The following is a 14,176-nucleotide window of genomic DNA, read 5'->3' as shown; positions in this document are numbered from 1 at the left end:
ACGGGACCTCAGGGGACCTCAGGGGACCTCAGGGGACCTCAGGGGACCTCAGGGGACCTCAGGGGACAAGGATCGGCGGGCGGGCGTCGAGCGGCGGGCTCGCGACCAGCGGCGGCTCGGGCTCGACCGGCAGCGGCGCCGCGCCGCCCGCCGGGAAGGGGCCACGGCGCCGGGGCAGGCCGGCCCCGGCGCTGCCGCCGCGGCCCGGGTAGACGTAGAGCGTCGAGGGCTCCACCGCGTCCAGGGCCGCCACGACGGCCGGCAGGGCGCGGAAGCGCTGCCAGTCGTCCTGCTCGGCAAAGCCGATCTCCAGGACCACCCCGAACGACTCGAAGCGCCAGGCCCAGTCTCGGGCGCCGTGGGTGACGGCGGACTCGACGAGCGCGGCCGCGTAGGCGTCGCGCCACTGCCGCGCCGGGTGCGACCCGTCGCGGACCTCGATCGACCACCAGGAAAGGCTCATGACGCCGTCGACGCTACGCCCCGCCTCGGCCGCCGTCGATGCCTTTGACGTGCCAAAAGGGGCCGCGGGATGCACCCGCGGCCCCTTCGGTGATCGACTGGGATCAGCCGCGCGGCTTCTCGCGCAGCTCCCAGGTCTCGATGACGTCGCCCACCTGGATGTCGTTGTAGTTGCCGAGCGTGATACCACACTCGAACCCTTCGCGGACCTCCGTGGCGTCGTCCTTGAACCGCCGCAGGCCGGCGATCGACAGGTTGTCGGAGACCACCGCGCCGTCGCGGATGAGGCGCGCCTTGCTGTTGCGCCGGATGAGACCCGTCCGGACGATGCAGCCGGCGATGTTGCCGAACCGGGACGACCGGAAGACCTCGCGGATCTCCGCCGTGCCGAGCTCGACCTCCTCGTAGATCGGCTTGAGCATGCCCTTGAGGGCGGTCTCGATCTCCTCGATGGCCTGGTAGATGACGGTGTAATACCGGATCTCCACGCCCTCGCGGTCGGCCAGCTCCCGGGTGCGACCCTCGGCCCGCACGTTGAACCCGATGATGATCGCGTCCGACGCGCTCGCCAGGTTGACGTCGTCCTGGGTGACCGCACCGACACCCCGGTGGATGATGCGCAGCTGGACCTCGTCCGAGACCACGATCTTGACCAGGGCGTCCTCGAGCGCCTCGACCGAGCCCGAACCGTCACCCTTGAGGATCAGGTTGAGCGTGGTCTTCTCGCCCTCCTTGAGCTGCTCGAAGAGCGTCTCAAGGGTGACCCGGCCGGTGCGCGTGGCCATCTCGGCCGCGCGGCGGCGGGCCTGCCGCTGCTCGGCGATCTGCCGCGCGGTGCGGTCGTCGTCGGCGGCGAGGAACGTGTCGCCGGCGCCGGGCACCGAGGTCAGACCGAGCACCAGCACCGGGCGGGCCGGGCCGGCGTGCGGGACGGGCTTGCCGTTCTCGTCGAGCATCGCGCGGACGCGACCGTACGCCCGGCCGGCGACGATCGAGTCACCGACGTTGAGCGTGCCCTTCTCGACCAGCACGGTCGCGACCGGGCCACGGCCACGGTCGAGGTGCGACTCGATCGCGATGCCCTGGGCCGGGCCGTCGATCGGAGCCCGCAGGTCGAGCGCCGCGTCGGCGGTGAGCAGCACCGCCTCGAGGAGACTCTCGATGTTGATGCGGCTCTTCGCCGAGATGTCGACGAACATGGTCTCGCCGCCGTACTCCTCGGCGACCAGCCCGTACTGCGTGAGCTCCTGGCGGACCTTGCCCGGGTTCGCCTCCGGCTTGTCGATCTTGTTGACCGCGACCACGATCGGCACCTCGGCCGCCTGGGCGTGGTTCAACGCCTCGATCGTCTGGGGCATCACGCCGTCGTCGGCCGCCACCACCAGGACCACGATGTCCGTGGCCTGGGCACCGCGGGCACGCATGGCGGTGAACGCCTCGTGACCCGGGGTGTCGATGAACGTGATCGCGCGGTCTTCACCGTCGTGGTCGACGTGCACCTGGTAGGCACCGATGTGCTGGGTGATGCCACCCGCCTCGCCCGCGGCGACGTTGGTCTGCCGGATCGCGTCCAGCAGCTTCGTCTTGCCGTGGTCGACGTGACCCATGACGGTCACGACCGGCGGCCGGGTGACGAGGCGCTCCTCGTCGACGTCGGCGTCGAGGTCGATGTCGAAGCGGGCCAGCAGCTCGCGGTCCTCGTCCTCGGGGCTGACGATCTGCACGTCGAAGCCGAGGTGCTCGCCGAGCAGCAGCAGCGTCTCGTTGGTGCACGACTGGGTGGCCGTCACCATCTCGCCCAGGTTGAACATCTCCTGGACGAGCGAGCCCGGGTTGGCGTTGATGCGGTCGGCGAAGTCCGACAGCGACGCACCCTGCGGGAGACGGATCGCCTGACCCTGACCCCGCGGGGCACCCGAGCCCATGGTGGGCGCGGACAGGTTGTCGAACTCTTGTCTGCGCTGCTTCTTCGACTTCCGGCCACGGGTCGGGCGACCGCCCGGACGCCCGAAGGCACCCGCGGCACCGCCGCCACGGCCACGACCGCCGGCGCCACCGCCGGGGCGACCGGCAGTGCCGGCACCCGCGCCGGGCGCGCCACCGCCGCCGCCACCAGGGCCGCCACGGAAGCCACCGCCACCGCCGCCGCCACCGGGACCGCCACGGAAGCCACCGCCGCCGCCGCCGCCACCGGGACCGCCACGGAAGCCACCGCCACCGCCGCCGCCCGGACCGCCGGGACGACCGGCGCCGCCGCCACCGGGACCGCCGCGGAAGCCACCGCCGCCACCGCCACCCGGACGACCGGGACGGTCACCGCCGGGGCCACCGCCCGGGCGACCCGGACGCTGGCTGGGCATCTGCGACGGGTTCGGCCGGGGGCCGCCCATCGAGGCGGGGTTGGGCCGCGGCGGCATCGAGGACGGGTTGGGCCGCGGGATGTTGCCGCCGCCGGCCGCCGGGGGACGCGGGGCCCCGCCGCCGGACACGCCGAACGGGTTGTTGCCCGGGGAACGCGCCGGCTGGCGCGGACCGCCGCCGGGCCGCGGACCCTGACCGGGGCGCGGACCGGGGCCGGGCGTCGGGCCACCGGCAGCCGGCGGGGCCGGGGCGGGGCCGGGACGCGGGCCGGGCGTGGGCGCGCCGCCACCTGACGGGGGCGAGTCGCGCCGGGTGTTCTCGCGCTGACGGGCCTGCTGAGCGGCCTTCATGGTCGCTTCCTGCTCAGCCTTCAGCGCGGCGGCACGCTGCTCCGCGGCCGCCACCTCGATGTCGTGTGCGCTCGTCGGCTTGACCGCCGGCGGCGTGGGGCGCGGCGGACCGGGCACGGGGCCTCGTCCACCGCCCGACCCGCCACCCGGGCCGCCGCTCGTCGGCGGCTGCGGCCGCTTCGGAGGCGCAAAGGGCTTGGCTGCCGGGCTGGTCGGCGTCGGGCGCGGTGCCGTCGGAACGGGCGCGGCCGGAGCCGAAGGTGCCGGCGCAGGAGGTGCCGAGGGTGCCGAGACGGACCCTCCGGATTCGAAGCTCGCACGCAGCCGGCGCGCCACGGGCGCTTCGACCGTGCTGGATGCGGACTTCACGTATTCGCCAAGCTCCTGCAGCTTCGCGAGCACGGTCTTGCTTTCGACCCCGAGCTCTTTCGCCAGCTCGTGTACGCGGGCCTTGCCTGCCACTACACTCCTCACCTCGAGGCCGGGCGGCAAGTTCCGCTCCGACCTCACTCGTGCACTTGAAGCCTGGTCATCTCAGGGACTTCATCGTGTGCTCATGTCCGTCGTCCTACCTTGCGTGTCCGGGTGAGTGCGTCGCGCACTCACCACCGGCGGTTCCGAACTCACTGCGAAGTGCCCACAGCCGCAATCGCTTCGGCCAGCGGACCGGGATCGAAGACCCCGGTGAGACGCAGGGCCCGCCCGAAGGCGCGTTTGCGTTCCGCCAGCGCGAGGCAAGCCGGATCAGGATGCAAGTGCGCTCCCCGACCCGGCCGTTTGCGGGCCGGATCGGGCACAGCCGTGAACTGGTCAGGGCCGGACTCGATCGCGACAAACCGCAACAACTCGGAGGAAGACGCACGCTTCCGGCAACCAACACAGGTGCGAACCGGCGCAGCCGGGTCCGCGGGCAAGCCAGCCGGGGGCGTGCGACGTACCGTCAAGAAGTCTACCCTGCACTTTCGGCTCGCGCCGCGCCCGGTCCGGTGACGTGATCGACGTTGCCGTCCGCCGCGTTGTCTGGGCGGATGTCGATACGCCAGCCGGTGAGGCGTGCGGCGAGCCGCGCGTTCTGGCCCTCACGGCCGATGGCCAGGGAAAGCTGGAAGTCGGGGACGGTCACGCGGGCCGCTCGGTTGGCCGCGTCGACCACCTCGACGTTGAGCGCTTTGGCGGGAGAAAGGGCATTTCCCACGAACTGCGCCGGATCATCCGACCAGTCGATGATGTCGATCTTTTCGCCATGCAACTCGCTCATCACGGCCCGGACCCGCTGGCCCATCGGGCCGATGCATGCCCCCTTCGCGTTCACCCCCTGCACCGTCGAACGGACCGCGATCTTGGTCCGATGGCCGGCCTCCCGGGCGATGGCCGCGATCTCCACGGTGCCGTCGGCGATCTCCGGCACCTCCAGGGCGAACAGCCGCTTCACCAGGTTGGGGTGGGACCGGGACAGGGTGACCTGCGGGCCGCGGAAGCCCTTGGCGACGTGGACGACGATCGCCTTGATCCGCTGCCCGTGCTCGTATCGCTCGCCGGGCACCTGCTCGGCCGCCGGCAGCATCCCCTCGATCTTGCCGAGGTCGATGGTGACGATGCCCTTCTCGGCCCGGGCCTCGTGCGCCTGGATCACGCCGGTGACGAGGTCACCGTCGCGCCCGACGTACTCGCCGAAGTGCGCCTCGTCGGTCGCCTCGCGCAGCCGCTGCAGGATGACCTGCTTGGCGGTCATCGCGGCGATGCGGCCGAAGTCGTGCGGGGTGTCGTCGTACTCACGGACGATCGTGCCGTCCTCGTCGAGGTCCTGGGCCAGCACGGAGGCCGTGCCCGTGCGCCGGTCGATCTCGACCCGGGCATGCGGGTTGGCGCCCTCGGTGTGCCGGTAGGCAGTCAGCAGGGCCGTCTCGATCGCCGCGAGGATGGTCTCGAACGGGATCTCCCGCTCGCGCTCCAGCGCGCGGAGGGCCGCCAGGTCGATGTTCACTCCCCGTCCTCCTCTTCCTCGTCGTCGTCGTCATCATCAAGGTCTGGCAGGTCGGGCAGCTCTTCCAGGCGCTTCAGCTCGACCTGCACCCGGCCCGACCCGAGCGAGCCGTAGGCCACCGCCTGCTTGGCGCCGTCGACGTCCAGCGTCACGCCGGCGTCGTCGGCGGCCAGCACGCGGCCGGTCACCTGGCGCCCGTCCACCCGCACCTTCACCAGGCGGGCGCGGTTGCGCCGCCAGTGCCGGGGCTCGGTCAGCGGCCGGTCGACGCCCGGCGAACCGACCTCCAGCTCATACTCCCCCGCGATGAGCTCGTCGCCCTCCGCCTCGGCCTTGTCGAGGGCGGTGGAGATCGCCCGGGACAGGTCGGCGACGCGATCGAGGTCGACGCCGTGATCGCTGTCGACCGCGATCCGGACGAGATGGCGGCGGCCGACCCGGCTGACCGACAGGTCCTCCAGGTCGTATCCCGCCGCGGTGACGACGGGCTCGACCACCGTAAGCAGGCGCTGACGATGCTGAACCACGGTCGACACCCTCCCTGGTTATACCCGTTTCCCGGGCACACCGCTCACGCCGCCTGCGTCAGATCTCGCGGGCGGCTCAGGCAGAGCGTAACGCGACCCGGAGCGAAGCGTCCCAGCGGCGCTCCAAAGGCGACCCGGACGGTGAGTCGGGTGCATCGCGAGGGGCCCGGATGGTGTTGACTATTGCGCGTGTCCATCGCCCGCAGAGCCGTGCTCGCCGGTGCCGCCGCGCTCGCGACCGGGCTGTCCGCGGGGTGCGACATCCCCACCGAGCGCACCGCCGTCTGGCACCCGGCGCCCGACGTGCTGCTCCCGCTGCTCCAGCGGACCGTGGAGCTGCGCGACCGGTATGGCGAGGCGCTGACCGCGTTCCCGGCCCTCCAGGACCGGCTGGGCCCGCTCAAGGACGACCACGCGCAGCACGTGATCGCGCTCGCCCGGGAGATCGGGCTGCCCGAGGAGGGCCCGTTCCCGCAGCCCTCCACATCGGCCACCGCCCTCCCCACCGATCAGGGGGCCGCCCTCACCGAGCTGGTCAACCTGGAGCGCAAGGGGCGCGAGGACGCCGAGGGCGCCTGCCTGGCCGCCCCGTCGTACCGGGCCGCGCTGCTCGGCTCGATCGCCGCCTGCCGCGCCGGCCACGTGGAGGTGCTGACATGACCGGTCCGGAGCGGAGCGCAGGGGCCGGGCATCAGGGGCTCAGCATGGCGGCATGCGGCCGGAGCGAAGCGGAGGCTGCATGACCACGCCCGCCGACGAGCGGCTCATCGCGGCGCTGCAGGCCGAGCACGCCGCGATCTACGGCTTCGGCATCGCCGGGCCGAAGCTCGACGGCGGCACGATCGGCCTGGCCCGCACCGCCGAGTCGGCGCACCGCAACCGCCGCGACGCGCTGATCGTGCGCCTCGCCGGCGCCGGGGTCACCGCGCCGGCGGCCGCGCCGGCCTACCAGATGCCGTTCCCGGTCACCGACCGCGCCTCGGCGCTCAAGCTCGCGGTGCTGATCGAGGAGCGCACCGCGGCACAGTGGCGGCTCGCGCTGCCGGTGACCGCCGGCGAGGTCCGGAAGCTGTCGCTGGACGCCCTGATCGACTGCGCGACCAGGGCCGTGGCGTTCCGCCAGGCGGCCGGCACCACCCCGGTGTCGGTCCCGTTCCCGGGAAAGGTCTGACGGCACTACTCCCGAAAGCGTGCCACAGCAAGGCCGCGTCACCCCGTAGAGCTGTCCGCTCCGCGACGATCGTTGCATCACGCCACGAGCGTCCAATGAGAGGAGGCCAACATGCGCCGCACCGCGTGGGCCGGTCCGACGATGCAGCCGCGTCGTTAGTCACACACCCGTCTCGTGAGCCCTGCCGTCTCGGGGTCCACACAACCCCGAGACGGCCTATGGGTCCAGAGCCGACAGGCCCCGACCAGGACCAACTACTAGGCCGCGAACAGCAGACCGATGCCGAACGTAGCCCCGGCCGCGGCCGCGCCGAGCAACAGCTGCCGCAGCCCCGACCACCACCACTGCCGCCGGGTGAACCGGGCCACCAGTGCCCCGGCCACGAACAGCCCGGCGCCGCCTGCCGCGAGGGAAAGCGTCAACGAGGCCGCTCCCAGCAGGTAGGGCAGGAGCGGCACCAGAGCACCGATCGAAAAACAGACGAAGGACGATCCGGCGGCGACCCACGGACTGGGTGAGTCGTCCGGGTCCATCCCGAGCTCCTCCTGAGCGTGCACGCGCACGGCCTCGTCGGGATTGCGCCCCACGATCGAGGCGACCTGCAGCGCCAGCTCGGGCGGCACCCCGCGGGCCTCCCAGACGCGGGCCAGCTCCGCCGCCTCCGCCTCCGGAAACTTGATGAGCTCCTGCCGCTCCTTGGCCACCTCGGCCGCGAGCTGCTCGTTCTGCGCGCGGACGCTGGTGTACTCCCCCAGGCCCATCGAGATCGCTCCGGCGACCAGGCCGGCCGTGCCGGTGAGCACGATGTCGTCGGCCCCGACCCCGCCGCCGCCGACCCCGGCGATCAGCGCGATGTTGGTGACCAGCCCGTCCATCGCCCCGAACACGGCCGCGCGCAGCCAGCCCCCGGAAACGTCGGCGTGATGATGCGCGTCCTCAGCCGCAGGGTGGCTCACGGCGCCTCCGCTTCGCTGCGGCGCCGTGAGTTCAGACTGAGCCGATGGTGAGCGGCCCCTCCGCTCCGCTCCGGACCGCTCACGGCAGGGTCAGGATCTCGAAGCCGTCCTCGGTCACCACGATCGTGTGCTCGAACTGGGCGGTCCACCGGCGGTCCTTGGTGACCACCGTCCAGCCGTCCTTCCAGATGTCGTACTCGTGCGTGCCGAGCGTGATCATCGGCTCGATCGTGAACGTCATGCCCGGCTCCATGATCGTCGTGAGCCGCGGGTTGTCGTAGTGCGGCACGTAGAGCCCGGTGTGGAAGACCTCGTTGATGCCGTGGCCGGTGAAGTCCCGGACCACGCCGTAGTGGAACCGCTTCGCGTACGCCTCGATGACCCGGCCGATCGCGTTGAGCGGGCGGCCCGGCGCGACGGCCCGGATGCCGCGCATCATCGCCTCGCGGGTGCGCTCGACGAGCAGCCGCGCCTCCTCCGAGACGTCGCCGACGCAGAACGTCTGGTTGGTGTCGCCGTGCACGCCGCCGATGAAGGCCGTGACGTCGACGTTGAGGATGTCGCCGTCCTCGATCACCGTCGAGTCGGGGATGCCGTGGCAGATGACCTCGTTGAGCGAGGTGCAGCAGGACTTGGGGAAGCTCTTGTACCCCAGCGTCGACGGATAGGCACCGTGGTCGCACAGGAACTCGTGCACGACCCGGTCGATCTCGTCGGTCGTCACCCCCGGCTTGGCGTGCTCGCCGGCGAGCACCGTCGCCTGGGCGGCCAGCCGGCTCGCGACCCGCATGCGCTCGATGATCTCCGGCGTCTGGACGTCGGACCCGCGATGCTTCTGCGGTGCGCGCTTCCCGACGTACTCGGGCCGGGCGATGCCGGCGGGAACCTGGCGCCAGGGGGTCTGGACGCCGGGGACGAGCGAGGCGCGGACGGTCATGCGGAAAGCCTAACGCGCATCAACACACGGCCGTCCGGGCAACCCCGTCAGCATGATCGACGAGGTGGGCCCGCCTCATGAGGCCTTCAGCACCTCCGTGTTGAACCGCTCGACCAGCGCCCGTGCCTCGTCCTCCCGCCCGGCGGGCACCAGGAGGTCGGCCGTCTGGTAGTCGGACACGGCGCCGTACCGCCCGTTCTGGACGACGGTGAAGACCACCCTCGGCGACGGCCCGGCGACGAACCCCACCGACTTCAGCGGACCGATCGCCGCGAACGCCGAGTAGCCGCCCGGCCGCCGCAGCACGCCGAGCCCGCTGATGGACACCTGCCCCGTCCGGGCGTCCCGGGCGAAGGTCGCGGACCCGCTGAGCCACATGAGGACCATGGCGCCGCACGTGGTCACGATCAGGACCCCACCGACGAAGACGAAGGTGCTGCCGTCCTCACCGCCGACGAGCAGCCCGATGAGCAGGACGACAGCGCCGAGGACGAGCCCGTACTGGGCGGCGCCGAAGCCGCGGCGCACCCGGGCCGACTCGACCGTGTTGGCGGCCTTCCACTGCGCCTCGTCGTAGGCCCAGTGGACCCAGTGCTCACCGGCGGCCAGCCGGTCCATGTCCTGGATGTACCGCTGCGGCCGCAGCACGGCGAACATGAACCACAGCAGCACGGCCATCGTGATGAGCAGCGCCGCCACCATGGCGATCCCGAGGTACAGGTGGAAACTCGGATCCACCGGCTCGTCGCCGCCGCCGACGACCAGCGCCAGGCCGAGCCACATCACACCGACGATCAACGGGATGTACACGAACGCCATCATGAGCATCGTGCGCATGTGCTCGATCGCGAACAGCTTCCTCATGGATGCAGGTTAGGAATCCCACACCGCGCGCGCCGCAAGCTGGCACCAACCGGACAGCGGTCAGCGGCCCCGGTGTGCTCGGGCGGCCTCCACGAAGGCCTCGAACAGGCGGAAGTCCGTGGTGTCCTCCGGGTGCCACTGGACGCCGATCGCGAAGGTCTTCGACGGGTCCTCCACGACCTCGATCAGGTCGTCCTCCGGGCACCAGCCCGTCGCCGTGAGCTTGCCCGGGTCGGCGATGCCCTGGTGGTGGAAGGAGTTCACGATGACGGCCTCGCCCAGTACCGCTGAAGCCCTCGACCCCGGCGCGAGCTGGACCGGATGCTCACCGAACTTCGGACCGCTCACCGGACGGTGGTTGTTGTGGCCCAGCACGTCGGGGAGGTGCTGGTGGAGGCGGCCGCCGTAGGCGACACACATCAGCTGCATGCCCCGGCAGATGGCGAAGAGCGGCAGGTCCGCGTCGAGCGCGGCGCGCATGAGCAGCAGCTCGGCCGCGTCCCGCTCCGGCTTGACCTTGGTGGTGGGGTGCGGCGGCTCGCCGTAGAGGTCGGGGTTCACGTCGGAGCCGCCCGTGAACATGATCCCGTCCAGGCCCTCGAGCACGTCGATGTCCGGGTCGTCCGGGGTGACGAGGACCGCACGGCCGCCCGAGACGTGCACGGCGTGGACGTACGACAGGGGCAGGACCGCGGAGAACGTGTCGTTGAGCCCGAAACGGGTCTCCTCGGCGTAGGTGGTCAGGCCGATGACCGGTCGCGACATGCCATCAACCTAACCCGGCGGGTGTGAGGTTGTGGAGGATCTCCAAGGCCAGATCCAGGGCAGCCGAAGGGTCAGCTTCGGGGTGGGCGATCCGGCCATCCCAGTTGAGGTCGTAGAACACCTCGGTGACGCCCTGGGTGACGAGCCAGGCCGCGTCCTCGCGCACCTGCTCGTACGAGCCCTCCAGCCGCCGGCGGGAGTCCCCGAGCGGTCGGTCGCTGAGCCGGACCACACCGCGGCACACCACGCGCACCTTCGACGGGTCCTTGCCGGCCTTCTCGGCGCCGGCCCGGACCAGCTCGACGTCGCGGTGGATGTGGGTCAGGTCGGTCGCGCTGCGGCTGACCCAGCCGTCGGCGATCTCGCCGGCCCGCGCGAGCGCCGCCGGCACCGAGCCGCCGAGCAGCAGCTGCGGGCCCGGGGGCTTCGGCGCCATCCGGCTCGGCGGCAGCGGGTAGAGGTCGCCGTCGAACGCGCTGACCTCGTCGTTCCAGAGCGTGCGCAGCACGGCGACGTACTCCCGCACCCGCTTCGCCCGGTGCTCGACGGACCCGCCGGTGGCGGCGAACTCGGCGGGCGACCAGCCCGTGCCCAGGCCCAGGTCGAGCCGGCCGCCGCTGAGCAGGTCGAGCGTGCCGGCCTGCTTGGCGAGGTACGCGGGCGACAGGAACGGCAGGTTGACGACCGCCACGCCGAGCCGGATCGTGCTGGTCCGCGCGGCGGCGAAGCTCAGCGCGACGATCGGGTCGAGGACGCTGCGGTACACCGGGTCGAGCTCCTGGTCAGCGCCCACCAGCAGGCGCTGGAACGTCCAGAGCGAGTCGTAACCCTGCCGCTCCGCCTCGGCCGCCACCTGCACCAGCCGCTCCGGCGTGGCCCACGAGCCCGACACCGGCAGCCCGAACCCGATCCGCATGCCACCCAACCTACTCAGATCGCCCGCACGAGCGCCGCGAAGGGACGGACGTCACTCGCCTCCTCCGGGTGCCACTGGACGCCGAGGACGAACCGGCGGGCCGGGTCCTCGACCGCCTCGGTCACCTCGTCGTCGGACCAGCCGGTGACCGTCAGCGTGCCGGGCTTGTCGACCCCCTGGTGGTGGTACGAGTTGACCTCCGCCGCCGGCCCGAAGATCTCAGCCGCCCGGGAACCCGTGGCGAAGCGCGCCGGGTGGGCGCCGTAGACGCCCGGGGCCGGCTGGTGGCGATCGTTGCCCAGCAGGTCGGGCAGGTGCTGGTACAGCGTGCCCCCGTAGGCGACGGCGAGCAGCTCCATGCCACGGCACACGCCCAGCACCGGCAGGTCGGCGTCGAGCGCGGCCCGCAGCACGGCCAGCTCGCCGGCGTCCCGGTCGGGCCGGGTCTTCGTCGTCGGGTGCGCCTCGGCGCCGTACTGCGACGGCTCGATGTCCGCGCCGCCGGCCAGCACGAGGCCGTCGAGCCGCCCGACGAGCCCGGCGGCGTCGTCTCCGGCGTCGGGCGGCAGGACGACCGGGCGGGCTCCGGCGTCGCGCACCATCCGCACGTACGACTCCGGAATCAGCACCGCCCGGGTGTCCCAGACGCCCCAGCGCGCCGGCTCGGCATAGGCCGTGATCCCGACCAGCGGTCTCATAGCGGGGTCACGTACGCGCCGGTGATGCCGCCGTCGACCAGGAACGTCGAGGCGGTGATGAAGGACGAGTCGTCGCTGGCCAGGAACGCCACCGCGCCGGCGATCTCCTCCGGGGTGCCGAAGCGGCCCATCGGGACGTGCACCAGCCGCCGGGCCGCCCGCTCCGGGTCCTTCGCGAACAGCTCCATGAGCAGCGGGGTCGCGATCGGGCCGGGGCACAGCGCGTTGACCCGGATGCCCTGGCGGGCGAACTGGACGCCGAGCTCGCGGGTCATCGACAGCACGGCGCCCTTGCTCGCCGTGTAGGCGATCTGCGAGGTCGCGGCGCCCAGCAGGGCCACGAAGCTGGCCGTGTTGATGATCGAGCCCTTGCCCTGCGCCAGCATGTGCGGGATGACGTACTTGCAGCAGTAGTAGACGCTGGTCGTGTTGACCTTCAGGACCCGCTCCCACGCCTCGATGCCCGTCTCGAGGATCGAGTCGTCGTCGGGCGGCGAGATGCCGGCGTTGTTGAAGGCGATGTCGACGCGCCCGTGGCGCTCGACGACCCCGTCGAAGAGCGCCTTGACGGCCTCCTCGTCGGCCACGTCGGCGGCCACGAACTCGCCGCCCACCTCCTCGGCCGCGGCCTTCCCCGCGTCCTCGTTGAGGTCGACCGCCACGATCTTCGCGCCCTCCGACGCGAACCGGCGGGCGGTGGCGAGCCCGATGCCGCTGCCGGCGCCGGTGATGACCGCGACGCGGTCCTGCAGACGTGCCTGCACCTATGCCTCCGTGCTGAAGTAGACGTTCTTGACCTCGCTGAACGCGGCGACCGCGTCCGGCCCGAGCTCGCGCCCCAGGCCGCTCTGTTTGACCCCGCCGAACGGGGTCCAGTAGCGGACCGAGGAGTTGGAGTTGACGCTGAGGTTGCCCGCCTCGACGCCGCGGGCGACCCGGATGCCGCGGCCCAGGTCGCCGGTCCAGATCGAGCCCGACAGCCCGTACTCGGTGTCGTTGGCCTTCCGGATCGCGTCGTCCTCGTCGTCGAACGGCATGACCGACAGGACCGGGCCGAAGATCTCCTCACGCCAGTGCTGGTCGTCGGTCGACCGGGCGCCGACAACGGTCGGCGGCATCCACCAGCCCTTGCCGTCCGGCGCACTGCCCGTGAAAAGCACTTCCTTTTCGGATATGTACGATTTGACGGACTCGCGCTGGCCGCTGGAGATCAGCGGGCCCATCTGCGCGGTCTCCAGGGCCGGGTCCTCGCAGCGGAACGCCTTCACGGACTGCTCCAGCAGGCCGAGGAACCGGTCGTACACGCTCGCCTGCACCAGCAGCCGGGACCGGGCGCAGCAGTCCTGGCCGGCGTTGTCGAACACGGCGCCGGGCGCGCCGGCGGCCGCCTTCTCCAGGTCGGCGTCGGCGAACACGATGTTGGCGCTCTTGCCGCCGAGCTCCAGGGTCACCCGCTTCACCTGGTCGGCGCAGCCGGCCATGATCTGCTTGCCGACGTCGGTGGAGCCCGTGAAGCAGACCTTGCGGACGAGCGGGTGGGTGACGAACCGCTGCCCGACGACGGAGCCCTTCCCCGGCAGTACCGTGAACACGCCCTCCGGCAGACCGGCCTCCAGGGCCAGCTCGCCGAGGCGGATGGCGGTCAGCGGGGTGAGCTCGGCCGGCTTGAGCACCACGGTGTTGCCGGCCGCGAGGGCGGGGCCGAAGCCCCAGCCGGCGATGGGCATGGGGAAGTTCCAGGGCACGATGATGCCCACCACGCCCAGCGGCTCGTAGAAGGTGACGTCGATGCCGCCGGCGACGGGGATCTGGCGGCCGCTGAGCCGCTCGGGCGCTCCGGCGTAGTAGTCGAGGACGTCGCGGACGTTGCCGGCCTCCCAGCGGGCGTTGCCGATGGTGTGGCCGGAGTTGCGCACCTCGAGCTGCGCGAGCTCCTCGTTGTGCGCGTCGACCACGGCGGCGAAGCGCCGCAGCAACCGCGCCCGGTCCCCCGGCGCGACGTTCCGCCAGCGCTCGAACGCCCGCTGCGCCCGCTCGACGGCCGCGTCGGTCTCCTCGACGGAGGTGGCCGGCACGGTGGCGACGACCTCTTCGGTCACCGGCGAAATGACGTCATGCACTCCTGTATTCCTTCCTGTACCGCCCCGATCTTGAACTGGTGGTCCCTAATATTCCCGGCATATCC

15 protein-coding genes are annotated in these 14,176 nt (G+C 72.0%); 2 read left to right on the top strand and 13 right to left on the bottom strand.

Annotated features, from left to right (window positions below; translation table 11 throughout):
- Positions 1-58: 58 nt before the first annotated feature.
- The 5 genes from ABZS66_RS10645 to rimP all read right to left on the bottom strand — a co-directional run bounded on the left by ABZS66_RS10645 (position 59) and on the right by rimP (position 5,684).
- On the bottom strand, positions 59-463 hold the full coding sequence (locus ABZS66_RS10645) for a hypothetical protein (RefSeq protein WP_354756851.1): 405 nt from the start codon (positions 461-463) through the stop codon (positions 59-61).
- 103 nt (positions 464-566) lie between these two features.
- Complete coding sequence (infB, locus tag ABZS66_RS10640; RefSeq protein WP_354756850.1) at positions 567-3,635, bottom strand: translation initiation factor IF-2; 3,069 nt, start codon at positions 3,633-3,635, stop codon at positions 567-569.
- A 161-nt stretch (positions 3,636-3,796) separates the two neighbouring features.
- On the bottom strand, positions 3,797-4,087 hold the full coding sequence (locus ABZS66_RS10635; protein WP_354756880.1) for a YlxR family protein: 291 nt from the start codon (positions 4,085-4,087) through the stop codon (positions 3,797-3,799).
- A 35-nt stretch (positions 4,088-4,122) separates the two neighbouring features.
- The gene (gene nusA, locus ABZS66_RS10630) at positions 4,123-5,157 is read right to left on the bottom strand and encodes a transcription termination factor NusA (RefSeq protein WP_354756849.1); all 1,035 of its coding nucleotides are present in this window, start codon (positions 5,155-5,157) and stop codon (positions 4,123-4,125) included.
- Positions 5,154-5,684: a ribosome maturation factor RimP gene (gene rimP / locus ABZS66_RS10625; RefSeq protein ID WP_354756848.1), complete on the bottom strand. Its 531-nt coding sequence runs from the start codon at positions 5,682-5,684 to the stop codon at positions 5,154-5,156. The genes nusA and rimP overlap by 4 nt, the downstream gene beginning before the upstream one ends.
- Before the next feature lie 189 nt (positions 5,685-5,873).
- Between rimP and ABZS66_RS10620 the strand changes: the two genes are divergently transcribed.
- Positions 5,874-6,344, top strand: a complete 471-nt coding sequence (locus ABZS66_RS10620) for a hypothetical protein (RefSeq protein ID WP_354756847.1) — start codon at positions 5,874-5,876, stop codon at positions 6,342-6,344.
- Between the two features lie 79 nt (positions 6,345-6,423).
- Entirely contained in the window at positions 6,424-6,855 is a 432-nt protein-coding gene (locus ABZS66_RS10615; RefSeq protein ID WP_354756846.1) for a ferritin-like domain-containing protein, read from the top strand.
- Positions 6,856-7,112: 257 nt separating this feature from the next.
- Here the strand turns inward: ABZS66_RS10615 and ABZS66_RS10610 are convergent, their stop codons facing one another.
- The 8 genes from ABZS66_RS10610 to ABZS66_RS10575 all read right to left on the bottom strand — a co-directional run bounded on the left by ABZS66_RS10610 (position 7,113) and on the right by ABZS66_RS10575 (position 14,111).
- Positions 7,113-7,811: a VIT1/CCC1 transporter family protein gene (locus tag ABZS66_RS10610; protein WP_354756845.1), complete on the bottom strand. Its 699-nt coding sequence runs from the start codon at positions 7,809-7,811 to the stop codon at positions 7,113-7,115.
- Positions 7,812-7,890: 79 nt separating this feature from the next.
- Positions 7,891-8,748 carry a type I methionyl aminopeptidase gene (map, locus tag ABZS66_RS10605; RefSeq protein ID WP_354756844.1) on the bottom strand — a complete coding sequence of 286 codons (858 nt, stop codon included), beginning with the start codon at positions 8,746-8,748 and terminating at the stop codon, positions 7,891-7,893.
- Positions 8,749-8,823: 75 nt separating this feature from the next.
- On the bottom strand, positions 8,824-9,612 hold the full coding sequence (locus ABZS66_RS10600; RefSeq protein ID WP_354756843.1) for a hypothetical protein: 789 nt from the start codon (positions 9,610-9,612) through the stop codon (positions 8,824-8,826).
- 60 nt (positions 9,613-9,672) lie between these two features.
- Complete coding sequence (locus tag ABZS66_RS10595) at positions 9,673-10,377, bottom strand: gamma-glutamyl-gamma-aminobutyrate hydrolase family protein (RefSeq protein ID WP_354756842.1); 705 nt, start codon at positions 10,375-10,377, stop codon at positions 9,673-9,675.
- A 4-nt stretch (positions 10,378-10,381) separates the two neighbouring features.
- Entirely contained in the window at positions 10,382-11,293 is a 912-nt protein-coding gene (locus ABZS66_RS10590; RefSeq protein WP_354756841.1) for an LLM class flavin-dependent oxidoreductase, read from the bottom strand.
- A 14-nt stretch (positions 11,294-11,307) separates the two neighbouring features.
- The gene (locus ABZS66_RS10585; RefSeq protein WP_354756840.1) at positions 11,308-11,991 is read right to left on the bottom strand and encodes a gamma-glutamyl-gamma-aminobutyrate hydrolase family protein; all 684 of its coding nucleotides are present in this window, start codon (positions 11,989-11,991) and stop codon (positions 11,308-11,310) included.
- Positions 11,988-12,755 (bottom strand): 3-oxoacyl-ACP reductase, encoded by a 768-nt coding sequence (locus tag ABZS66_RS10580; protein ID WP_354756839.1) that lies wholly within the window; start codon positions 12,753-12,755, stop codon positions 11,988-11,990. Before ABZS66_RS10580 ends, ABZS66_RS10585 begins: the two co-directional genes overlap by 4 nt.
- Positions 12,756-14,111 (bottom strand): aldehyde dehydrogenase family protein, encoded by a 1,356-nt coding sequence (locus tag ABZS66_RS10575; RefSeq protein ID WP_354756838.1) that lies wholly within the window; start codon positions 14,109-14,111, stop codon positions 12,756-12,758.
- Between the last annotated feature and the right edge of the window lie 65 nt (positions 14,112-14,176).

It is taken from the genome of Dactylosporangium sp. NPDC005572 (assembly GCF_040605515.1).
GTDB lineage: Bacteria > Actinomycetota > Actinomycetes > Mycobacteriales > Micromonosporaceae > Dactylosporangium.
This window is presented reverse-complemented; position numbering and strand designations above follow the sequence as displayed.